We start from the raw sequence: 20,872 nt of genomic DNA, 5'->3' as shown, positions 1-20,872 counted from the left end.
CTCCCGGCGCCCCGGCCGGGAACGCGCCTACTCGGCCGCGGGGGCCACCGGAGCGGGCGGGATGGCCGGGACGCACAGCGGCCCGTCCTCGGCCGCCGGCTGCTCGGCGTCGGCCGGGGCGCTGCCGGCCGGCCTGGCCGCCTTGGTCAGCAGACCGGCCACCACGCAGCCGTCACCGTCGTTGGCGGCGTACGCCACACCGGCGGCGGCCAGCCCGCCCACGACCAGCGCGGCACCGATCACGGCCGCCAGCTTGCGGGGGATGTTCATCAAAGCTCCCTCTGTCGGGGTTCCTGTTTCGGATCACCACCCATTCAGCCGCACCCGGCATTCGGCCGGCGTTCGGGAAAATCCGGAGCCCTCCACGGCCGAACGCCGGCCGATGTGAATACCAAACGCGGGACAAACACCTCGTCGGCGAGGATGAAGCCGTGTGCACGCGGGACGCTCTGGGAGGGACAGGCTTGTGCGGATCTTGATAGCCGAGGACGAGCCGCTGCTGGCCCGGACCCTGGCCGCCGGGCTGCGCCGGCAGGCCATGGCGGTGGACGTGGCCGCCGACGGGGCCACGGCGCTGGAACGGCTCGCGGTCACCGACTACGACGTGCTGATCCTCGACCGTGACCTACCCGTCGTGCACGGCGACGAGGTGTGCCGGAGGCTGGTCGAGGCCGGGACGCCGTGCCGGATCCTGATGCTGACCGCGGCGCGCACGCTCGACGACACCGTCACCGGGCTCGGCCTCGGCGCCGATGACTACCTGACCAAGCCGTTCCGGCTCCCGGAACTGGTCGCACGGGTACTGGCGTTGCGGCGCCGCCCGTCACAGGCCCGCCCGCCGGTACTGGCCGCCGCCGGGGTACGGCTCGATCCCTACACCCGGCAGGTCAGCCGGGACGGCCGGCAGATCCGCCTGCCCCGCAAGGAGTTCGCCGTACTGGAGATCCTGCTGGCCGCCCGGGGCGGTGTGGTCAGCGCCGAGCACCTGCTGGAGAAGGCCTGGGACGAGCACGCCGACCCTTTCACCAACGCGGTCCGGATCACCGTCCACTCGCTGCGGCGCAAGCTCGGCGAGCCACCGCTGATCCACACCGAGATCGGCGTCGGTTACCGGCTGGCTCCGGAATGAGCGCCCGATCCGGTGGCGATCGGCCTGGTCACGGGATGACCGCCCGGCGCCGGATGACGATCCGTACCCGGCTCACCCTGCTGTACGGCGTCACCTTCACCGCGGCCACCGCCGCCGCGCTGGCCGCCGTCTACCTGCTGATGTCCGGGCTGCTCACCCCGGCGGTGGCCCCGGTGGCGCCGGTACCGGCAGGCGTCACGCCGGGCACGTCGGCCGGACCCGGTGTCCAGGACGCCCCGCAGGTGCTCGACGACCTGCTGCGCGTCTCCGGGCTGGCGCTGGCGGTGTGCTCGCTGGGCGCGGTGGCCATCGGCTGGATCGTGGCCGGGCGCATGCTGGCCCCCATCCGCCGGGTCACCGCCACCGCGGCGGGAATCGCCGGGGGGAACCTACACGAGCGCGTCGCCCTGCACGGCCCCGCCGACGAGCTCAAGGAACTGGCCGACACCTTCGACGGCATGCTCGCCCGCCTGCAGTCCGCCTTCGACGGCCATCGGCGCTTCGCCGCCAACGCCTCGCACGAGCTGCTCACCCCGCTGGCCACCAGCCAGGCACTCCTCGACGTCGCCGCGGCCGAGCCCTCGGCCTGCGACGTGCCCGCGCTGCTCGCCGACCTGACCGAGGTCAACGCGCGCAGCGAGCGGATCGTCGGCGCGCTGCTCGACCTCGCCCGAGCCGACCACGGCGTCAGCACCGTCGTGACCGCCGATCTGGCCGACTTCGCCCGCGACGCGATCGCCGTCACCTCCGGCGAGGCCGACCGGCGGGGCGTGGCGGTGGTCTCGCGGCTGGAGGCGGCGCCGGTCATCGGTGATCCGACCCTGCTCCGCCAGCTCGCCGTCAACCTGATGACCAACGCGATCCGGCACAACCAGCCCTCCGGCCGGGCCATGGTCACCGTCACCACCGAACGGGATCGGGCCGTGATGACCATCGGCAACACCGGCCCCCCGGTGACACCGGACCGGCTGGAGCAGCTCTTCGAGCCCTTCGTGCGGGGTGCGGGCCGCATCCGTCACGGCCCCGAGGAGGGCGGGCGTGGGCACGGTCTCGGGCTCGCGATAGTTCGCGCGGTCGTCACCGCGCACCACGGCACGCTCACCGCGACCGCCAACCCCACCGGCGGCCTGACCCTCGTCATCGGCCTGCCGTCCGGCGGCTCGATATGAGGGCGGGCCGAACAGCGCGAGCCGCCGCCATCCGGGTCGGTTCGCGGGCCGGTGTCGTGGAGGCGTGATCCGCGTGGGCTCCCGAGCCGATACAGCGCTGGATGATCACGGACTGGGACTGTTACCATCCATTCCATGATCTTCTTCTTCCACCTGCGTTAAGGGACCGTCGGCGAGGCGAGGAACCCCCGTCGTCGACGAGGCGGGGCGGCGTGGCGCCGTCCCGAACCTTGACGTGGGAGAAGAACGATCATCATGCGCACTCGCGCGCGTTTTCTCACCGCCCCGCGTCCCAGCGCCCTCGCCGTCTCGTGACGGCGGCGCGCCTGGTGGCGCGGTGCGTCCGAGGACTGGAGCCCATCGTGGCCTCCGAGATCCTCCAGCTCGGACTCGGTCCGATCACCCATCTGGGCCACCGTGAGGTGCACTTCCGCGCGCCTCGACCGGAGCCCGGGGTGGTCCGGCTGCGCACCGCGGACGACGTGTTCCTGCTCGCCGCCCAACTGCCGGACATCGGAGCGGCCAGAACGGGTGTCGACGCGCTCGCCGAGCTCGCGGCCGTCACCGATGTGGACACGCTGCTCCGGCACCGGCTGGGCTGCGGGGGCTCCGGCGAGCTCGCCGGTGTCGAGGTGTCGGCGTCCTTCCTGGGAAGGCGGAACTTCAGCCGGTACGACGCCGAGGACGCCGTCGGCCGGGCCCTGGCGCGGAGGCTGGGAGCCGGCTACCACTCGCGGCGCGGGGGCGTCGCGCCGCCGCCGGCCCACAGCGCGTGGCGGCTGATCCTGGACGGTACCCGGGCGACGCTCATGCTGAGGATCACCGACCGGCCGCTGCACCGCCGTACCTACAAGCGGTGCACGATCCCGGGCACCCTGCATCCTCCGCTGGCCGCGGCGATGGCCCGGATGGCCGACATCCGGTCCGATCACCGGGTGCTCGACCCCTGCTGCGGTGCCGGAACCCTGCTCATCGAGGCCGGACACCTGCGGCCGGACGCCCGCTTCTGTGGCTTCGACCTGGACCCGGACGCGCTGCGGGCGGCGCGCACGAACGCGGCGGACTCCCGGGCCATCACCGTCCGCCCGGCCGACGCCGGCGACCTGCCGTTGGCCGACGGCAGCATCGACCGCGTCGTGTGCAACCCACCCTGGGGTACGCAGGTCGCCGCGCACGGCCTGCTCGACGGGGCTCCCTCCCGGTGGTGGACGGAGCTGCGACGGGTCCTCGCCCCCGACGGAATGGCGGTGGTGCTGATCCCCGACACCGACGACCTCGGCACCGCCATCCGGCATCGGCTGGTCCCCGTCCACGTCCAGCAGGTCCGGCTCTCCGGCGCCAGGTCGTACATCGTCCGGCTCATGGCGGGGGAGAGGCGTCAACGACAGACGTCCCGGCGCCGAGCACAGGGAGGATGAGCGCGGAGGTCGAAGGGGAAGGTCAGGGCGGTGGCGGGTACGGCGGGGGCGACCCCGCCGTACCCGGACCCTGGCCGCTCCGGCAGGGGTCGTCCGTACGGGTGCCCAACGGTGGCGGGAGTCAAGGAAGGCAGGTGTCGGCCGGTCAAATATTTGGCACGCAAAGGCCCCCGTGTCCCAGGCGGCAGTTTGGCCCGTCCCGTACCGGCCGATAACGACAGACGGCTCGGTAACCTCAGAGCGCTTCACATCGGGGGGTGGGATGCGGTCTCGATGTGGTCTGTCCCGTCTCGTCGTGGTCGCGATCCTTGTCGTCGCCACGGTGGTGAGCGGCTTCGCCGGTAGCCCGTCGCCGTCGCCGCCGGTTCGGGAGGGTGCCCCACTGCGGGATCCGTCGCAACTGGTGAGCCACCGGGGGGTCCTGCGCGCGCGGCTCGTCGTGGAGAGACGGCAGGTGGAGGTGGCCGGGCGCCGGCTGTGGTCCCTGACGTACAACGGCGACTACATGCCGCCCACGCTGCGGATCCGGCCGGGGGACAGGCTGGAGCTGGCGATGGAGAACCGGCTGGGCAAGTACACCAACCTCCATGTGCACGGGCTGCACGTGTCGCCGAGCGGCAACTCCGACAACGTCTTCATCCACATCGATCCCGGGCAGACGTTCCACTACTCCTACCGATTCCCGGACAACCTCGCGCCAGGCACCTACTGGTACCACTCGCACGCGCATCCGATATCCGGAGTGCAGGTCGCCGGAGGGCTGTCGGGCGTCATCGTCGTCGACGGGCTGAAACGGTATCTCCCGCCCGGCCTGCGCGACATCACCGAGCACGTCATCGCGCTCAAGGACTTCCAGATCCAGGGCGACGCGATCAGGACCCAGGATCTGCACATCGGCGCGCCCACCAACCGTACGGTCAACGGCCAGCTGAACCCGACCATCCACATCCGGCCGGGTGAGACCCAGCTGTGGCGGCTGGCCAACATCAGCGCCAACATCTACTACAAGGTCCACCTGGACGGGCAGCGGTTCCAGGTGATCGCCCATGACGCCAACCCCGTCGACCGGATCTGGTCGGCGGACTCGCTCCTCCTCGCGGCCGGTTCCCGGTTCGACGTGCTCGTACGAGGTGGTCCGCCCGGCCGTACCCGGCTGCAGACGCTCCCGTACAGCACCGGATCGGCCGGGAACAGGTTCCCGCAGGCGACCCTGGCCACCCTGGTCTCCGAGGGCACGCCGACGCACCCGGTGGAGCTGCCCGCGACCTTCGCGCCGACGGAGGACCTGAGCCACGCCGCCCTCGCCGCGCGGCGCACCGTCGTGTTCTCCGAGAACAAGGCGGGAACCGAGTTCTACATCAACGGCAGGCAGTTCGACATGAACCGGGTGGACATCCGGTCGAAGCTGAACACGGTCGAGGAGTGGACGGTCCGCAACGACAGCGACGAGGAACACTCCTTCCACGTCCACACCAACGACTTCCAGCTGATGAGCACCAACGGGCGGCCTCACCACGCCCACGGCTGGCAGGACACCGTGAACATTCCCCCCAGGGGGCAGGTCGTCATCCGGATCCACTTCACCGACTACACCGGCAGGACCGTCCTGCACTGCCACATCCTCAACCACGAGGACGCGGGCATGATGGCGGTCCTGGAGATCGTCAAGTGATCGGGCCGGGAGGTCAGAGCAGGGCGCGGACCTCGCGTTCGAAGCCCGCGACGTGTTCGGCGGCGAGCCGGGCGGCCTGCTCCTCCTCGCCGTCGACGACGGCGCGCAGCAGCGGGCCGTGCTCTCCGACATGGCCCGCCATGCCGGGAAGCCGGTCGACGAACAGGCACCAGATCCGGGTGGCCAGGTTGTCGTAGCGGACCAGGGTGTCCTCAAGGTAGGGGTTTCCGGTGGCGGCGTACAGGGCGCGGTGCACGCGCAGGTCGAGACGCATCAGCTTCTCCGGCGGCAGGGTGGAGATGCGCTCGGGGGCCAGTTCCGCGCCGAGCTCGCCGAGTGCGATCCGGTCCGCCGGCGTGGCGCGCAGGGCCGCCTTGGCCGCGGCCACCGGCTCCAGCTGCTGCCGGACCTCGGAGATGTGGGCGAGGTCGGTGATGTTGACGTCGGTGGCGAAGGTGCCGCGGCGCGGGTAGGCGACCACGAGCCGCTCACCCTCCAGCCGCTTCAACGCCTCGCGGACGGGTGTCCTGCCCATGTCGAGTGAGGCGGCGAGGTGATCCTCCTTGATCGGCATGCCGGGGCGGATGTCGAGCATGACGAGCCTGTCGCGGATGGTGCGGTATGCCTGCTCGGCGAGCGAGAGCGGTGACTCGTCGTCCCCGCCCCCTACGTTGACCGTCGCTCGCACCTGACGTAGGTTACCTCACTAACTGATATATCAATAGTTTTCTAGGTGGCCTCGACCCGAACGGAGCCTCGGCGTGACCACGAACCCGCTCCCCGAGCACCCCGCCCTGCTCTGGCGCAACCCGGAGCCGAAGCCGTCGTACGACGCGATCGTCGTGGGCGGCGGCGGGCACGGGCTGGCCACCGCCTACTACCTGGCCAGAAACCACGGCATCGGCAACGTGGCGGTGCTGGAGAAGGGCTGGCTGGCCGGCGGCAACATGGCCCGCAACACCACGATCATCCGCTCCAACTACCTGTGGGACGAGAGCGCCGGGATCTACGAGTTCGCGCTGAAGCAGTGGGAGCGGCTGCCCGAGGAGCTGGACTACGACTTCCTGTTCAGCCAGCGGGGCGTGCTCAACCTCGCCCACACCCTCCAGGACGTCCGCGAGGCCCGCCGCCGGGTCAGCGCCAACCGGCTCAACGGCGTCGACGCGGAGTGGCTGGAGGCCGAGGAGGTGGCCGAGGTGTGCCCGATCATCAACATCTCCCCGGACGTCCGCTACCCGGTGCTGGGCGCGACGTTCCAGCCCCGGGCCGGCATCGCCAAGCACGACCACGTGGCCTGGGCCTTCGCCCGCGCCGCGGACGCGCTGGGCGTGGACCTCATCCAGAACTGCGCGGTCACCGGCTTCGTCAAGGACGGCGACCGGGTCGTCGGCGTGCGCACCACGCGGGGCACCGTCAACGCCGGGGTGGTCGGCCTGGTCGCCGCCGGTCACAGCGGCGTCCTGGCGGAGCAGGCCGGCTTCCGGCTGCCGGTCCGGTCGCAACCGCTGCAGGCACTGGTCTCCGAGCTGTACGCGCCGGTCCACCCCACCGTGGTCATGTCGAACCACGTGCACGTCTACGTCTCGCAGGCGCACAAGGGCGAGCTGGTCATGGGCGCCGGAGTGGACTCCTACAACGGCTACGGCCGGCGCGGCTCCTTCCATGTCATCGAGAAGCAGATGGCGGCGGCGATCGAACTGTTCCCGATCTTCGCCCGCGCGCACGTGCTCCGTACCTGGGGCGGCATCGTCGACGTCTCCCCCGACGCCTCGCCCATCATCGGCAGGACGCCCGTGGAGAACCTCTACGTCAACTGCGGCTGGGGGACCGGCGGTTTCAAGGCCACCCCGTCGGCCGGATGGACCATGGCCCACACCATGGCGACCGGGGAGCCGCACCCGCTGAACGCGCCGTTCTCCCTGGAGCGGTTCACCACCGGCGCCCTCATCGACGAGCACGGCGCCGCGGCCGTGGCCCACTGACCCCCGCGATCTCGCCAAGGAGCCACCGCATGCTGTTGCTGAACTGTCCCTGGTGCGGTCCACGGGACGAGACCGAGTACCACTACGGCGGGCAGGCCCACGTCCGCTACCCGCAGGCCCCGGCCGACCTGACCGACCAGGAATGGGCCGAGTACCTCTTCTTCCGCGACAACCCCGAGGGCCCCTTCGCCGAACGCTGGGTGCACAGCACCGGCTGCCGCCGCTGGTTCAACGTCGTGCGGGACACCACCAGCTACCAGGTGCTCGCCGTCTACCGGCCCACCGACCCCCGCCCGGAAGGATCGCGATGAGCGCCCAGCCCCACCGGCTCCCGTCCGGCGGCCGGATCGACCGTGACACGGTGCTCCGCCTCACCGTCGACGGCCAGGAGCTGACCGGCCACCCGGGTGACACCGTCGCCTCGGCGATGCTGGCCGCGGGCAGGCTCGACGTCGCCCCCTCGATCTACCGGGGGCGACCGCGCGGCATCGTGGCGGCCGGTGTCGAGGAGCCGAACGCGCTGCTTGAGGTCCTCGGGCGGTGCTCGGAGTCGATGCTCCCGGCCACCACGGTCTCCCTCGTCGACGGGCTGGCCGTGCGGACGCTGTCCGGCCTGGGCCGGCTCGACCCCACCCCCGACGAGGCCGTCTACGACAAGATGTTCACGCACACCGACGTCCTGGTCATCGGTGCCGGCCCGGCGGGGCTCGCCGCGGCCTCCGCCGCCGCCAGGTCGGGCGCCCGGGTGATCCTCCTCGACGAGCAGTCCGAGCCGGGGGGATCGCTGCTCTCCTGCCGGGAGGAGACGGTGAACGGCTCGCCCGCGCTGGACTGGGTGCGCGAGGTCGTGGCCGAACTCGAATCCGCCCCCGAGGCGAGGGTGCTCAGCCGCACCACCGCCTTCGGCGGCTACGACGACAACTACGTCGTCGCCGTCCAGCACCGCACCGACCATCTCGGGCACCCGGCCCCCGAGGGCTTGTCCCGCCAGCGGATCTGGCACATCCGGGCGGCGCGGGTCGTGATCGCCACCGGCGCGCACGAGCGCCCGCTGGTCTTCGCGGGCAACGACCGTCCCGGGGTGTTCCTGGCCTCGGCCGTGCGCGGCTACCTCAACCGGTACGCCGTGACGCCCTGCTCCCGCGCCGTGGTGAGCACCACCAACGACAGCGCGTACGACACGGTGACCGACCTGGTCGCGGCCGGCGTCGAGGTGGCGGCCGTGATCGACGCCCGTCCCGCCCTGTCGCCGCGCGCGGCCGAGATCGCCGGGACCGGAGTGCGCGTCGTGCCGGGCAGCGCGGTCGTCGAGACGACCGGTGCCCCGCGGGTCGGCGGCGTCCTGGTCAGCGCTCTGGACGACGACGGACTGCTCAGCGGCGACGTCGAGACCATCGCGTGTGACCTGCTCGCCGTCTCCGGCGGCTGGAGCCCCGTCGTACACCTGCACAGCCAGCGGCAGGGCGGGCTGCGCTGGGACGACGTGCTCGCGGCCTTCGTCCCCGAAGGGACCGTCCGCGACCAGCGGGTGGCCGGTTCGGCCCGGGGCACCTTCGACCTCGGTGGCTGCCTCTCGGAAGGCACCGAGGCCGGGGTCGAGGCCGCCGTGGCCGCCGGGTTCCCGATCGAGGCCGAGGCTCCGGTGGGACGGGCGGCCACCGGCGAGTACGGGCCGGTCCGGCAACTCTGGCTGGTGCCGGGGCGGACCGGTGAGCCGGCCGACTGGCACGAGCACTTCGTCGACCTGCAGCGCGACCAGACCGTCGCCGACATCTGGCGGGCGACCGGTGCGGGCCTGCGCGGCATCGAGCACGTGAAGCGCTACACCACGATCGGCACCGCGCACGACCAGGGCAGGACCTCCGCCGTCAACGCGATCGGCGTGATCGCCGCCGCTCTCGGCGGCACCCCCGGGGAGATCGGTACGACGTCCTACCGGGCGCCGTACACCCCGGTCTCCTTCGCGGCCCTCGCCGGGCGCGAGCGAGGCGACCTCTTCGACCCCGAACGGACCACCCCGATCCACCCCTGGCACGTCGCGCACGGCGCCAGGTTCGAGATCGTCGGGCAGTGGCTGCGTCCCCGGTACTTCCCGAGGGACGGCGAGGACATCGACGCGGCGGTCGCCCGCGAGAGCCGGGCCGCCCGGCGGGGCGTCGCCATGATGGACGCCTCCACGCTGGGCAAGATCGAGGTCTGCGGCGCCGACGCGGGCGAGTTCCTGGACCGCGTCTACACCAACGCCCACCGGAGACTGCCGGTCGGCTCCGCCAGGTACGGGGTCATGTGCAAGCCCGACGGCATGATCCTGGACGACGGCGTGAACCTGCGCCTCGACCGGAACCGCTTCCTCCTCACCACCACCACCGGTGGTGCGGCCGGTGTCCTCGACTGGCTTGAGGAGTGGCTGCAGACCGAGTGGCCCGAGCTGGACGTGTACTGCACCTCGGTGACCGAGCAGTGGGCGACGATCGCGGTGGTGGGCCCGAAGTCGCGGGAGGTGGTCGCGCGGGTGGCCCCGGACCTGGACGTCTCGGCCGAGGCGTTCCCGTTCATGACCTTCCGCGAGACCACGCTGGCCTCCGGCGTACCCGCCAGGATCTGCCGGATCTCCTTCTCCGGCGAGCTCGCCTACGAGATCAACGTGTCGGGCTGGTACGGCCTCGCCGTCTGGGAGGAGGTGTACGCCGCCGGGGCGGACCTCGACATCACGCCCTACGGCACCGAGACGATGCACGTGCTCCGCGCGGAGAAGGGGTACCCCATCGTCGGGCAGGACACCGACGGGACCGTCACGCCGCAGGACGCCGGCATGGACTGGGTGGTCTCGAAACGCAAGGACTTCATCGGTAACCGCTCCTACACCAGGGCGGACACCGCGCGGGCCGACCGCAGGCACCTGATCGGCCTGCTGCCAATCGACCGGGTGACCCGGTTGCCCGAGGGCACGCAGATCATCGCGCCGGACACGCCGGTCACCCCGGAGCAGGGACCCGTCCCGATGCTCGGGCACGTCACCTCCAGCTACCACAGCGAGGCGCTCGGCCGGCCCTTCGCCCTCGCGCTCGTCGCCGGCGGCCGGGACCGGATCGGGGAGATCCTCATCGCCCACGTGGGCGACTCCCTGGTCGAGGTCCAGGTCGCCGAACCCGTGCTGTACGACCCCGAAGGGAACAGGCGTGATGGCTGAGACGGGTCCCGTCGAACTGCGGCGCAGCCCGCTGGCGCACCTGGAGGACCGGATGCGCGGTGCCCGGGGCGGGGCACTGCGGGAGCTGCCGTTCCTGACCATGGTCTCCGTCCGGGTGGCACCCGGATCCGCGGCCTTCGACCGGATCGGGGCGGCCCTGGGGGCCGGCCTGCCGGAGCGGGTCGCGGACACCGCTCGGGCGGGAGCGCACACCGCCCTGTGGCTGGGCCCGGACGAATGGCTCGTGGTCTCGTCGGCCGACCCCGGCCCGCTGGTGGCGGACCTCGTCGAGGCCCTGGCGGGTGATTCCGGCACGGTGGTCGACGTGTCGGCGAACCGGACGATTCTTGAGCTCAGCGGGGCCGCGGCGCGTCAGGTGCTGGAGAAGGGCTGCCCCGCCGACCTGCATCCCCGGTCGTTCGGCCCCGGCGACGCGGTGACGACCACGCTCGGACCGGTGCCCGTGCTGCTCTGGCAGTCCGGTCCCTCGACGTACCTGATCCTGCCCCGCGCCTCCTTCGCCGACTACGTCGCCCGGTGGCTGCTCGACGCGATGACCGAGTTCGCCTCACGGGCCGGGTGACGTCGACGCGGTCGCCGCCTGCCAAGGGGGCGCCGTATCACCGGGCGCTCCCGGTCCGGGACCTGTGGACGGTCAGGCGGATCAGCAGCGGTGCCAGGAACGCCATCGCGAAGAGCCGGAGGCTCTGCACGCTGGAGATCAGTGGCAGGTTCGCGTGCGCGGAGGAGGCCGTCGCCAGGACCGCGTTGATCCCGCCGGGCGTCGTGGCGAGATAGGTGTCGCCGAACGGGATGTGGGTGACGGCGGAGAGCGTCCAGGCCATGGCCGCGCACGCGGCGCTGACGGCCAGCGTGCAGGCCAACGCGGCGGGCAGGATCCGGCGCAGGCGCCGCACGGCTCGCCGGGAGAACCGCAGGCCGACATCGAGCCCGATCATGGTGAACAGCAGGGTCCGCAGCATTCCGCTGGGGGCGAATCCGCCCGCGAGGCCGGTCGCGGTGAGAACGGCGGACACCAGCATGGGGCCCATCATGGCCGGGCTGGGCAGTCTCAGGCGGGAGCCCAGCAGCACGCCGAGCAGTGCGACGGCCGCGAGCACGATCAGGCCCCATGCCTGGTCGTGGCCGCTGACCAGGTGCCAGGGGCCGCCGGCACCGCCACGCGCGCCGGTGCCGGTCCCCTCCTGTGGCCGGGGGGAGATCCAGCTCAGCAGGACCGGTGTGCTCGCCACGATGAAGCCCAGCCGCAGATACTGCATGAACGCCACCAGGCGGCCGTCGGCATCGAGATCCTCGGCGGAGGCGACCGCGGCGGCCGATCCTCCAGCGATCATGCCGAGGGTGGCCGTGGCTCGATCCACTCCGCTGAAACGGGCCATGGCGAACGCGGCCGCCTGGCAGAGAAGGAGCGTCACCAGGGTCACCGCGGCCAGGGGCGCGATCGATCCGGCCACGTGGCCCAGTGCCGACAGGTCCAGGTAGGTCCCCATCAGCACGCCGAGCAGTACCTGTGAGGTTCGGTTGAGCACGGCAGGAGCGTGATCACGCATCCGGCCGGTCAGCGCGATCGCCAGCCCGAGGAGCAGTGGTATCAGCATGTGCGAGGAGGGCACGGCAGGTTCGCCCAGTTCACCGGCCACCACAGTGATCGGCAGCACCGCCGCCCACGCGACGAGCCTGACGGCCCGGCCGGTGATGCCGCTGCCGGGGGCCGCATGGGGCGCGTTCAAGCCCTGCCGCCCTCCGCGGCGGTCATGGGAGTGGCTTCGTCTTTTCCGGTGACGGTCAGGTAGACCACAAAGCTCAAGATCGTGACGAGGAAGAGCGCGCTGGTCACGATGGCCCCCAGGCCGAGACCGCCGTCGACGCGGGACTGGGACAGGTAGTCGCCGATCGAGGCTCCCAGGGGCCGGGTCAGGACGTAGGCGATCCAGAAGGTGAGGACCGCGTTCAGCTTGGCGCCGAAGTGGGCGAGGGCGACGATCGCGATCAGCGCGCCGAACGCGAGCGCCGACACCCCGTACCCCAGGCTCAGTCCTTCTGCCGCCAGGTCGCCCGCCGCGGTGCCCAGGGCGAAGGTGAACAGGATGGCCGACCAGTAGAAGGCCTCGCGCCGGATCGTGGAGATGGTGTGGATGGACAGGGTCCTTTCGCTGGCGTACCACGCCACGAAGGTCACAACCAGAGCGATGCCGAAGACAACGGTGGTCGTCTCCAGGGAGACTCCGAGATTGTCGACGAGATTGTCGGTGATCAGCGTGCCGACGACGCTGATCAGGATCACCGCGAGCCAGTAGATCCCCGGTATGTACCTCCTCGCCCCGAACTGGAAGCCCAGCGCGATGATCAGCAGGCCGCCCATGACGTAGGTGGTGTTGGTCAGGCCCAGGTTCAGGTTCGCGTTCAGGAAGTCCGCCGCTGTCTCGCCCACCGTGGTGCACAGGACTTTGATGATCCAGAAGTAGATCGTCACTTCCGGAACCTTGTTCAACATCTGACGGCCTCGTGGCGTGGCCTTGAGCCATCCTGCGTGGGTTGTCATCGCGCCAGGCTGACACGGTTCACCTGAACGCAACCTGACTGCGTTTCCAGGCTCCTCACCGTCACGAGAGCAGGCCGGATGGTGGCCGTGCCTGCTGTTTCCCGCGCCGCATACTCTGATGAACGGAGGAGACCCACCAGCCACGGGAAGCGGGGGACGATCTTTTGACTCCAAGCGTCGCCATCGTCGAGGACGACCTGGCCCTGCGTGCCGGTCTGAGCCGCGGCCTGCGGGAGGAGGGGTTCGAGGTCTCCCTGTCGGTGGCCGGTGGGACCGCTCTGCTGCGCGGCCTCAAGGACCTCCCGCCCGATGTGTTCGTCATCGACATCGGCCTTCCCGACGTCGACGGCCGTGATCTCTGCCTGGCCCTGCGCGCGCGCGGCGTGCACGCGCCGGTCCTGCTGCTCACGGCGCGCGGAGGCATCACCGACCGGTTGTCGGGCTTCCACTCGGGCGCCGACGACTACCTGCCCAAGCCGTTCCACTTCGAGGAACTGGTGCTGCGGCTGCGGGCCCTGGTACGGCGCGGAGGCAAGGCCGCGGACCCGCCCTCTGGCCTGTATCTGGACCTCGCGGCACACGAGGCGCGCAATGCGGGCAGGGGTGTCGGCCTCACTCCGACGGAGTTCCGGCTGCTGGCGGCCTTGCTGGCGCACCGCGGGGAGGTCGTCCGCCGTCATTCACTGATCGCCGCGGCCTGGCCGCCGGGGGCGATCGTCCATGACAACACCTTGGACGCCTATGTCGTACGGCTTCGCCGCAAGCTCGATGGCATCGACCAGTCGTCGGCGATCACGACGGTCCGCGGCATCGGATACTCGGTCGGGTGATCCGGCGCAGGCTCGTCGTCACCGCGACCGCAGCACTCGCCGCCGCCCTCGTGGTTTTGACCATGGGCTTCTACCTGGTGCTCTCCCGGCAACTGGAAAAGGGCGCCGACGGTGTCCTCCGGGCGCGGGCCGGAGCGGCGGCGGCCACGGTGACGACCCTCCAGGGTCGGTTGAGGGTCAACGAGACACCATTCGACGAGGTTCTCGACAGTGGGGTGTGGGTGTTCGACGCCGGCGGTGTTCCGGTCAGCACACCGCCTGTACCCGGCCCCCTGGACTCCTCCGCTCAAAAGCTCAGCGCGGCCTCCCGCCCCACCTTCCACGATGTCGGCGACGTACGGATGCTGGCGGTACCGCTGCACGACCCTCCGGCGCCGGACGCGGTCGTGGTGGTCGCCCTTTCCATGATCCCGTACCAGGATGCCGAGCGGACCGCGCTGATCGGCGCGCTGGTCTTCGACATGCTGGTCCTCGGGCTCAGCGCCCTGCTCGTCCGGCGCTCGGTGACACAGGCCCTGCGGCCTGTCGCGCAGATGACCGCCCAGGCGGCCAAGTGGTCCGAACGGGACCTCGATCGCAGATTCGGCCTCGGCTCGCCCCGTGACGAGCTGACGGGCCTCGCCTCGACCTTGGACGGCCTGCTCGGCCGGCTCTCCGCGGCGCTCCGTCACGAACAGCGCGTCACCGCCGAGATCGCCCACGAACTGCGCACCCCGCTCACCCGGCTACGGCTGGAAACGGAGGTGGCTCTCCGCCGGGATCGCTCGGCCGCCGAGCTCCAGGCCGTGCTGCGGCGTGTTCTCGACGGGACCGACCGGATGGCCGCGGCCCTCGACACCCTGATCGGCCTGGCGCAGCAGAGCATAGATCCCTCCGCGGGCACGGCCGCGGCCGTTGACGTGGCGGCGGACGTGCTGCGGGCCTGCCGTGCGCGGGGACGTGAGATCCAGCTCGATCTGGAGTGCGCGGCCGGACTGGTCGTCGGCTGTGATCGGGAGGTGGTCCTGCGCATGCTCCAGCCGTTACTGGACAACGCGCTGCGGTACGGCCGTTCGGCGGTGCTGCTCCGCGTCTCGCGATCCGGGAACGACGCGGTGTTCGCCATCAGTGACGACGGCCCCGGATTCGGCGTCGGCGAGCTTGAGGCCGTCCTCGGCCCGGGAACACAAGGACGGGCGGCCGCGTCCGGCGAGGGCGCCGGGCTGGGCCTCGCGCTGGCCCGCAGGCTTGCGGAGGCGGCCGGCGGCACCCTGACCCCCAAGGTGTCCCGGGGCGGTCTGGTCGAACTGCGCCTTCCGGTGGCCTGAGCTCACGCCACCGTGCGGTTCGTGGCTCCGGGCCGGGCGTCGCCGGGTTCGTCAGGTGCTCCTCGAAGGCGACAGCAGCAGGCTGAAGATCGGCGGCGAACCACGGCTCAGGACCAGCCGTCCCGCCTCGGCCTCGGCCAGGGAGCGGGCGAGCGCCAGGCCGAGGCCGTGTCCGTCACCCGCGGAGGCGCGGCGCACGAACGGGTCGCTTTCCTCCGGGACGCCGGGTCCCTGGTCGGAGACCTCGATGGCGAGCGCGTCTCCGATTTCGATGACGCCGACGCAGACCTTCCCCGCCCCGTGGACGAGCGCGTTGTCGACGAGCACCCGCAGGATCTGCCGTACGGCGGGGAGTGAGGCGACCACCGGGGGCAACTCACCCGGCAGGTCGATGGTCAGCCGGCGGCCCTGTGCGGCGAGCCTGCCGTGCCAGTCGGAACGGACCTCCTCCAGCAGGGCGGCCACGTCGAGGGGTTCGGAGGCGGTGCGCGTGTCGCGGGCCAGCCGTACCAGGTCGTCGATGATGGTGTGGAGGCGCCGGCCGCGCTGGACGGCGACGGCGATGGCCCGGGTCAGGTCGGCGCCGGGCCGGGTGAGGGCCGATTCCAGGCCGAGGAGCAGGCCGGTGAGCTGGGTGCGCAACTGGTGGGAGACGTCGGCGCTGAAGGAGCGCTCGCGGTCGAGGACTTCGCCGAGGCGGTGCGCGGTGGCCGCCAGCGCCTGCCCGGCGGCGTCGGCCTCGATGATGGCCGAGCGGAGCGGCCTGATGGAGAAGTCACCCTCACCCAGTGCCTGGGCGGCCCTGGTCAGGTGCTCCAGCGGAGCCGCCAGGCGAGCCGACTGGCGCAGTGCGAAGGCGGCGGCGAGCGCGACGGCGAGGGTGGCGAGAGCGGCCATCAGCAGCCATGCGAGATGGATCCGGTCCTCGACCCCGTCGTACGGCGTGGCGACCCGCACGACCCCGAGCTGGGTCTCGTCGGTGGGGATCGGCGCGGAGGCGACGAGGAATCCGGCCTCGACGCCCTCGTGGGGGTGCCCCTCGACGGCGGCGGCCACCAGGCCGGAGACGACGGGGCCGCCGCCGTGCAGGAGGTGGCCGGAGGTGGAGTAGACGCCGACCGTGAGACCGGCGGGCACGCCGGTCGGCAGGGTGATCGCCCGGGCGCCGTTCTCGACGTCGTCGTCGGGGATGGCGGCGGCGATCCAGGTGGCGTCACGGCTGAGCGCGTTCATGGTCTCGCTGCGGTAGAGATGGCTGACCGCGATGGCGAGTGGCACCGCGAACAAGGTGACCGTGAACGCCGCCACGACGGTGATCGCGACGAGCACGCGTCGGCGCAACGAAGCCGGTCGCGGCGGGGTCGAGGGCATCGGGCCAGGCTCCCAAGCCGAAGGTAAACGTCGCGCTAACCTTACCTTTCGTATCGTCTTTGTCACTATGAGTAACGAAAATCTTGTGCGGCTGCTGCTGCTCAACCAGTTCACGATCAAGCTCGGTTTCAACATGCTGATGCCGTACCTGGCTTTCCACCTGACCCACCAGCTCGATTTGGCAGCCTGGGTGGTCGGCCTGGTGATGGGGGTGCGCAACGCGAGCCAGCGCGGAATGGCGCTGGTCGGCGGCTACCTGGCGGATCGGCTGGGGGGCCGTGTCACGGTGGTGGCCGGATGCGCTCTTCGTGCGGCCGGCTTCGCGCTGCTCGGCTTCGCCGACGGCGTCTGCGCGCTGGTGGTGGCGTCGGTGGCGACCGGGTTCGCCGGGGCCCTGTTCGATCCGGGGGTGCGCTCGTTGCTGGCCGTCACCGCCGCGGACCGGCGGGTGCGGGTGTTCGGCTGGTTCAACATGGCAGGGCAGGCGGGGCTGCTGCTCGGCCCGCTGGCCGGGCTGGCCATGTCGGGGCTGGACTTCCGCGTCGTGGCGCTGGTCGCGGCCGGGGTGTTCGTGCTGCTGACCGTCCTGCAGGGGGTCGGGCTTCCGGCCGTCTCACCCGAGCTTCGCCGGGAACGCCGGGGATGGCGGATCGTGCTGGGCAACCGGTCCTTCTGGTACTTCTCGCTGGCGATGTCGGGGGCGTACCTGCTGTCCTTCCAGGTCTACCTGACGCTGCCCCTGGCCATGGGCCGGGCGCTGGGCGCGCAGCGCGATCTGGGCGTCGGGGAGATGTTCGCGCTGTCGGCGCTCCTCGTCATCACCCTGCAGGGGCGCGTCACCACGTGGGCGGCCCGCACGATGACCGCGCCTCGCGCCATGAGCGCCGGGCTCGCCGTGATGGGGCTGGCCTTCGTCCCGCTCGTGGCCTGGCCCGGTCCCGTCCCGCACGTGGCGGTGGCCGACGAGGGCCTCGCCGGGCAGTCGGCCATGGCCCCGATGCTGGTCGCGGCCGCGCTCCTCGCGCTCGGCACCATGCTGATCTGCCCGTTCGAGATGGAGGTGATCGTCGCGATGTCCGGCGGACGGCTGGTCGCCACCCACTACGGGCTGTACGCCACCCTGTCGGGCATCGGGGTCACGGCCGGCAGCGTGCTGACCGGCACGCTGTGGGACGCCGCCGGACGGTGGGGCCTGGCCTGGCTGCCCTGGGCCATCCTGGTCGTGATCGGGTGGGGCTGCGCGCTGGCGATGACGCTGCTGGATCGGCGACGGCTGCTCACCCCGTCCTGGGGGAAAGGTGAACCGGCTCTCATCGAGCGCTGACGGGGTGGTTCGTAACGTGACGGTACGCACGCGAGGCATCGTGTTTTTCGCCTCACCACCCGCCCGGTCGATGACGGCAGTCCGGTCGTCATCCCACCGGTCGCGGCGCGCTCCGGCCGTACCGGCGTCGTGGAGGCCGGCGACGGTCTGGAAATGACCGCTTCCGGGCCGGTGGCGGGGGCCGCTATGGTCGTCCGATGAGCTCTCGCCGATCCCCGGGGGTCCTGGAAGCGGAGATCCTCACCGTGCTTCATGAGGCGTCCGGCGCCCTGTCACCGGGGGAGGTACGTGACCTGCTCAGCGGCAAAGGGGGTGGCGAGCTCTCCTACAGTGCCGTGGTGACCACCCTGACCAGGCTGCACGACAAGGGCGTCGTGACGCGTGAGCGGTCCGGGCGGGCCTACCGCTATGCCGCGCCCGCCGACCCCTCGGGGCTGGTCGCCTGGCGGATGAGACGATTGCTCGACGCCGAGGCCGACCACGCACCCGCCCTGACGCATTTCATCTCCGGGCTATCGGCCGGCGATGAGGAACTGGTCCGGCGACTGCTGCTGGGGCAAGACGAGAGCGAAACCTGATGATCGACCATTTCCTGCTGTCAACGCTCGTGGCTCCCGTGGCACTGGTCGTCTCAATGGCGGTGCTGGTCGACCGGCAACATCCGGCACCGGCGGCGGTGGCCTTCGTATCCTCAGCCGTCGTGGTCGCGGCCGCGAGTGCGGTGAGCGTGGCGGCTGTCTCGATCCATGCCCTCCTGGTCCTCATCCGAGGTGATCTGCTGGAATGGCCGTACTGGATCGCCCTGGCCTTCCTGGTGATCGCCGTCGCGAGCTTCGCCGGCGGCGCCCGGCGGGAGCGGCGGTCGCTGTGCGCCGCTCGTGAGCAGGCCGCCGCCCTTCCCGGCGGCGACGTCGTGGTGGTGGCCGAGAAACGACCGGCTGCCTTCACCCTCCCCGGGCGGCCGGGCCGGATCGTGGTGACCCAGGGCATGCTGGACGCTCTCGGCGAGGAGAGTCACGCGGTGGTCATGGCGCACGAGCACGCCCATCTGAGCGGCCATCATCACCGATGGCTGCTGGCCAGCCGGTTGGCCGTGGCGGCGCACCCCTTTCTGTGGCAGGTTCGTCACCTGGCGGGATACATGATCGAGCGCTGGGCCGACGAGCGGGCCGCCGAGCAGACCGGTGACCGCAGGGCGACGGCCCGGGCGATCGGTGAGGCGGCCCTGCTGTCCCCCGACGGCGAGATGCCGTCCGGGGCGGTGCCGTTCCTGGGCCTTCGAGGTCCCGGGCCCGTCCCGCGCCGGATCGCCGCCCTGCTCAAACCACTGCCCAGCCCGCGCGGCGCGTTCCTGCTCGCGGTTCCCGTCCTGGTGGCAGCGGGATCGGTGGTGTGGACCGGAGAGGCCATCGTCGATCTGACGCAGTCCGGCGGCCCCTGCGAGTAGTCAACCTCGGCGGCGTCGACACCCGCCGCTGACTCCGCCCAGGCCGGTATGGCGATGACATACTCGTCCTCCCGCCGACGCCGGAAGTGATCGGTCCGTTGCGCGCAGGCGGTCGGGTGATCGTCCCGGGAGGCCCGCAGCCGGGTGCGCTCCTCGTCTCGCCCGTACCACGTGCGTAGCCGGGAACCTCCCCTGAGGCCGCGTGTCGCGGTTCCGTCGCGTCGCCACATCGCCGACCTGGCTCCTTACCGTGGCCGACTCTGGCCCTGCGGCGAGCACTTAGGTTAGGCTCTGCTAACTTCTACAGCGATGTAGCTGTAATCGGGAATTCCTCTCCATGACCGAAGGAGCACCACGGTGCCGACGTTCCTCCCCAAAACCGTGCTCGCGCTGGCCGCCACCGGTGTTCTCGTCCTCGGGCTGGCCGCCTGTGGTGGCGAGTCCGCGGACACCACCGGAGCCGCTGCCGGCCCGACGGCCGACAAGAAGATCACCGTCTACAGCGGGCGCAGCGAGTCGCTGGTCAAGCCCTTGCTGGACAAGTTCACCGCGCAGAGCGGCATCGCCGTCGAGGCCCGCTACGCCAACACCGCGGCCATGGCCGCCCAGCTCCTCGAAGAGGGGGAGAAGTCACCGGCGGACGCCTTCTTCGCCCAGGACGCCGGCGCGCTCGGCGCCGTGGCCAAGAAGGGCATGTTCGCGCCGCTCCCGGCCACCGTGCTCGACAAGGTGCCGGCGACCTACCGCGCCAAGAGCGGGGAATGGGTCGGTGTCACCGCCCGCTCGCGGGTGCTGGCCTACAACCCCGACCTGGTCCCCGCCGCCCAGCTGCCCGCCTCGGTGTTCGACCTCACCGATCCGGCCTGGAAGGGCAAGGTCGGGGTGGCCCCGACCAACGCGTCCTTCCAGGCGTTCGTCACCGCTGTGACGGTGCAGCACGGACAGGCCAAGGCCAAGGAGTTCCTGGCCGGGCTCAAGGCCAACGACCCGCAGATCCGTGAGGGCAACGGCCCCATCCTGGAGGAGGTCGACTCCGGCAAGCTCGCGGTCGGCCTGATCAACCACTACTACCTGGGCGAGCTGGCCAAGGAGAGGGGTAAGACGCCTGACACGCTCACCGCCAAGCTGCACTTCTTCCCCGACGGCGACAGCGGCGCCCTGGTCAACGTGGCGGGCGTCGGCGTGCTGAAGAAGGCCGCCCAGAATCCTGACGTGCAGGCATTCGTCACCTACCTGCTCGGCGCCGAGGCACAGAAGTACTTCGCCGAGGAGACCTACGAGTACCCGGTCCTGGCCGACGCCGCACCGCCCGCGGGAGTGCCCGCTCTGGACGAGCTGAAGGTTCCCTCGGTCGACCTGAACGACCTCGACCAGCTTGAGGCGACGATCGCGCTCATCAAGGAATCGGGACTGGTCCCCTGAGAGCGTCACCGCTCTGTGCGAGGCGGCCAGGTCGCGGGGGGTGCGCCG

19 protein-coding genes are annotated in these 20,872 nt (G+C 71.3%); 14 read left to right on the top strand and 5 right to left on the bottom strand.

All coding sequences use genetic code 11. The features are described 5' to 3' along the window. Nucleotides 1-27: 27 nt before the first annotated feature. Nucleotides 28-270, bottom strand: coding sequence for a hypothetical protein (locus ABZU75_RS37305; protein WP_355565099.1), 243 nt, complete (start codon nt 268-270; stop codon nt 28-30). A 196-nt stretch (nt 271-466) separates the two neighbouring features. Here ABZU75_RS37305 and ABZU75_RS37300 point away from each other — a divergent pair, with 196 nt between their 5' ends. The 4 genes from ABZU75_RS37300 (at nt 467) to ABZU75_RS37285 (ending at nt 5,388) form a co-directional block, all read left to right on the top strand. Next, the gene (locus tag ABZU75_RS37300) at nt 467-1,129 is read left to right on the top strand and encodes a response regulator transcription factor (protein WP_355565096.1); all 663 of its coding nucleotides are present in this window, start codon (nt 467-469) and stop codon (nt 1,127-1,129) included. A gap of 35 nt (nt 1,130-1,164) precedes the next feature. After that, nucleotides 1,165-2,298 (top strand): HAMP domain-containing sensor histidine kinase, encoded by a 1,134-nt coding sequence (locus ABZU75_RS37295; protein WP_355565093.1) that lies wholly within the window; start codon nt 1,165-1,167, stop codon nt 2,296-2,298. A gap of 362 nt (nt 2,299-2,660) precedes the next feature. Continuing rightward, a complete protein-coding gene (locus ABZU75_RS37290; protein WP_355565090.1) occupies nt 2,661-3,716 on the top strand; it encodes a methyltransferase domain-containing protein in 1,056 nt (351 codons plus the stop codon). A 295-nt stretch (nt 3,717-4,011) separates the two neighbouring features. Then, entirely contained in the window at nt 4,012-5,388 is a 1,377-nt protein-coding gene (locus ABZU75_RS37285) for a multicopper oxidase family protein (protein ID WP_355565087.1), read from the top strand. 13 nt (nt 5,389-5,401) lie between these two features. On the opposite strand, the gene ABZU75_RS37280 is transcribed toward ABZU75_RS37285, so the two are convergent. Continuing rightward, nucleotides 5,402-6,076 carry a GntR family transcriptional regulator gene (locus tag ABZU75_RS37280; RefSeq protein ID WP_355565085.1) on the bottom strand — a complete coding sequence of 225 codons (675 nt, stop codon included), beginning with the start codon at nt 6,074-6,076 and terminating at the stop codon, nt 5,402-5,404. A gap of 73 nt (nt 6,077-6,149) precedes the next feature. Between ABZU75_RS37280 and ABZU75_RS37275 the strand changes: the two genes are divergently transcribed. From ABZU75_RS37275 to ABZU75_RS37260, 4 genes are read left to right on the top strand one after another with little or no spacing between them, the layout of a single operon-like run. Continuing rightward, a complete protein-coding gene (locus ABZU75_RS37275; RefSeq protein WP_355565082.1) occupies nt 6,150-7,370 on the top strand; it encodes a sarcosine oxidase subunit beta family protein in 1,221 nt (406 codons plus the stop codon). 29 nt (nt 7,371-7,399) lie between these two features. Further along, complete coding sequence (locus ABZU75_RS37270; RefSeq protein WP_350964908.1) at nt 7,400-7,681, top strand: sarcosine oxidase subunit delta; 282 nt, start codon at nt 7,400-7,402, stop codon at nt 7,679-7,681. Beyond that, the gene (locus tag ABZU75_RS37265; RefSeq protein ID WP_355565078.1) at nt 7,678-10,560 is read left to right on the top strand and encodes a sarcosine oxidase subunit alpha family protein; all 2,883 of its coding nucleotides are present in this window, start codon (nt 7,678-7,680) and stop codon (nt 10,558-10,560) included. The genes ABZU75_RS37270 and ABZU75_RS37265 overlap by 4 nt, the downstream gene beginning before the upstream one ends. Then, nucleotides 10,553-11,143, top strand: coding sequence for a sarcosine oxidase subunit gamma family protein (locus tag ABZU75_RS37260; protein WP_355565076.1), 591 nt, complete (start codon nt 10,553-10,555; stop codon nt 11,141-11,143). The genes ABZU75_RS37265 and ABZU75_RS37260 overlap by 8 nt, the downstream gene beginning before the upstream one ends. A gap of 37 nt (nt 11,144-11,180) precedes the next feature. On the opposite strand, the gene ABZU75_RS37255 is transcribed toward ABZU75_RS37260, so the two are convergent. Next, nucleotides 11,181-12,311, bottom strand: coding sequence for an AbrB family transcriptional regulator (locus ABZU75_RS37255; RefSeq protein WP_355565073.1), 1,131 nt, complete (start codon nt 12,309-12,311; stop codon nt 11,181-11,183). Then, nucleotides 12,308-13,054, bottom strand: a complete 747-nt coding sequence (locus ABZU75_RS37250) for a hypothetical protein (RefSeq protein WP_355565070.1) — start codon at nt 13,052-13,054, stop codon at nt 12,308-12,310. The genes ABZU75_RS37255 and ABZU75_RS37250 overlap by 4 nt, the downstream gene beginning before the upstream one ends. Before the next feature lie 233 nt (nt 13,055-13,287). Here ABZU75_RS37250 and ABZU75_RS37245 point away from each other — a divergent pair, with 233 nt between their 5' ends. After that, nucleotides 13,288-13,953: a response regulator transcription factor gene (locus ABZU75_RS37245; protein ID WP_355565067.1), complete on the top strand. Its 666-nt coding sequence runs from the start codon at nt 13,288-13,290 to the stop codon at nt 13,951-13,953. Continuing rightward, complete coding sequence (locus tag ABZU75_RS37240; protein WP_355565064.1) at nt 13,950-15,260, top strand: ATP-binding protein; 1,311 nt, start codon at nt 13,950-13,952, stop codon at nt 15,258-15,260. The genes ABZU75_RS37245 and ABZU75_RS37240 overlap by 4 nt, the downstream gene beginning before the upstream one ends. 51 nt (nt 15,261-15,311) lie before the next feature. Here the strand turns inward: ABZU75_RS37240 and ABZU75_RS37235 are convergent, their stop codons facing one another. Beyond that, nucleotides 15,312-16,631, bottom strand: a complete 1,320-nt coding sequence (locus ABZU75_RS37235; protein ID WP_355565061.1) for a HAMP domain-containing sensor histidine kinase — start codon at nt 16,629-16,631, stop codon at nt 15,312-15,314. 67 nt (nt 16,632-16,698) lie between these two features. Here ABZU75_RS37235 and ABZU75_RS37230 point away from each other — a divergent pair, with 67 nt between their 5' ends. The 4 genes from ABZU75_RS37230 to ABZU75_RS37215 all read left to right on the top strand — a co-directional run bounded on the left by ABZU75_RS37230 (nt 16,699) and on the right by ABZU75_RS37215 (nt 20,824). Beyond that, nucleotides 16,699-17,955 carry an MFS transporter gene (locus tag ABZU75_RS37230; RefSeq protein ID WP_355565058.1) on the top strand — a complete coding sequence of 419 codons (1,257 nt, stop codon included), beginning with the start codon at nt 16,699-16,701 and terminating at the stop codon, nt 17,953-17,955. A 197-nt stretch (nt 17,956-18,152) separates the two neighbouring features. Then, entirely contained in the window at nt 18,153-18,533 is a 381-nt protein-coding gene (locus ABZU75_RS37225; protein ID WP_350916141.1) for a BlaI/MecI/CopY family transcriptional regulator, read from the top strand. After that, nucleotides 18,533-19,402 carry a M56 family metallopeptidase gene (locus tag ABZU75_RS37220; protein ID WP_355565054.1) on the top strand — a complete coding sequence of 290 codons (870 nt, stop codon included), beginning with the start codon at nt 18,533-18,535 and terminating at the stop codon, nt 19,400-19,402. The genes ABZU75_RS37225 and ABZU75_RS37220 overlap by 1 nt, the downstream gene beginning before the upstream one ends. A gap of 357 nt (nt 19,403-19,759) precedes the next feature. Then, nucleotides 19,760-20,824 carry an iron ABC transporter substrate-binding protein gene (locus tag ABZU75_RS37215; RefSeq protein WP_355565051.1) on the top strand — a complete coding sequence of 355 codons (1,065 nt, stop codon included), beginning with the start codon at nt 19,760-19,762 and terminating at the stop codon, nt 20,822-20,824. Nucleotides 20,825-20,872: the final 48 nt, after the last annotated feature.

The organism is Streptosporangium sp. NPDC005286 (assembly GCF_040607515.1).
GTDB lineage: Bacteria > Actinomycetota > Actinomycetes > Streptosporangiales > Streptosporangiaceae > Streptosporangium.
This window is presented reverse-complemented; position numbering and strand designations above follow the sequence as displayed.

What these genes read in the sequence shown, in the direction of transcription:
- ABZU75_RS37305 (WP_355565099.1), bottom strand. Translation starts at nt 270, where the DNA reads ATGAACATCCCCCGCAAGCTGGCGGCCGTGATCGGTGCCGCGCTGGTC.
- ABZU75_RS37295 (WP_355565093.1), top strand. Translation starts at nt 1,165, where the DNA reads ATGACCGCCCGGCGCCGGATGACGATCCGTACCCGGCTCACCCTGCTG.
- ABZU75_RS37270 (WP_350964908.1), top strand. Translation starts at nt 7,400, where the DNA reads ATGCTGTTGCTGAACTGTCCCTGGTGCGGTCCACGGGACGAGACCGAG.
- ABZU75_RS37265 (WP_355565078.1), top strand. Translation starts at nt 7,678, where the DNA reads ATGAGCGCCCAGCCCCACCGGCTCCCGTCCGGCGGCCGGATCGACCGT.
- ABZU75_RS37260 (WP_355565076.1), top strand. Translation starts at nt 10,553, where the DNA reads ATGGCTGAGACGGGTCCCGTCGAACTGCGGCGCAGCCCGCTGGCGCAC.
- ABZU75_RS37235 (WP_355565061.1), bottom strand. Translation starts at nt 16,631, where the DNA reads ATGCCCTCGACCCCGCCGCGACCGGCTTCGTTGCGCCGACGCGTGCTC.
- ABZU75_RS37230 (WP_355565058.1), top strand. Translation starts at nt 16,699, where the DNA reads ATGAGTAACGAAAATCTTGTGCGGCTGCTGCTGCTCAACCAGTTCACG.
- ABZU75_RS37225 (WP_350916141.1), top strand. Translation starts at nt 18,153, where the DNA reads ATGAGCTCTCGCCGATCCCCGGGGGTCCTGGAAGCGGAGATCCTCACC.
- ABZU75_RS37220 (WP_355565054.1), top strand. Translation starts at nt 18,533, where the DNA reads ATGATCGACCATTTCCTGCTGTCAACGCTCGTGGCTCCCGTGGCACTG.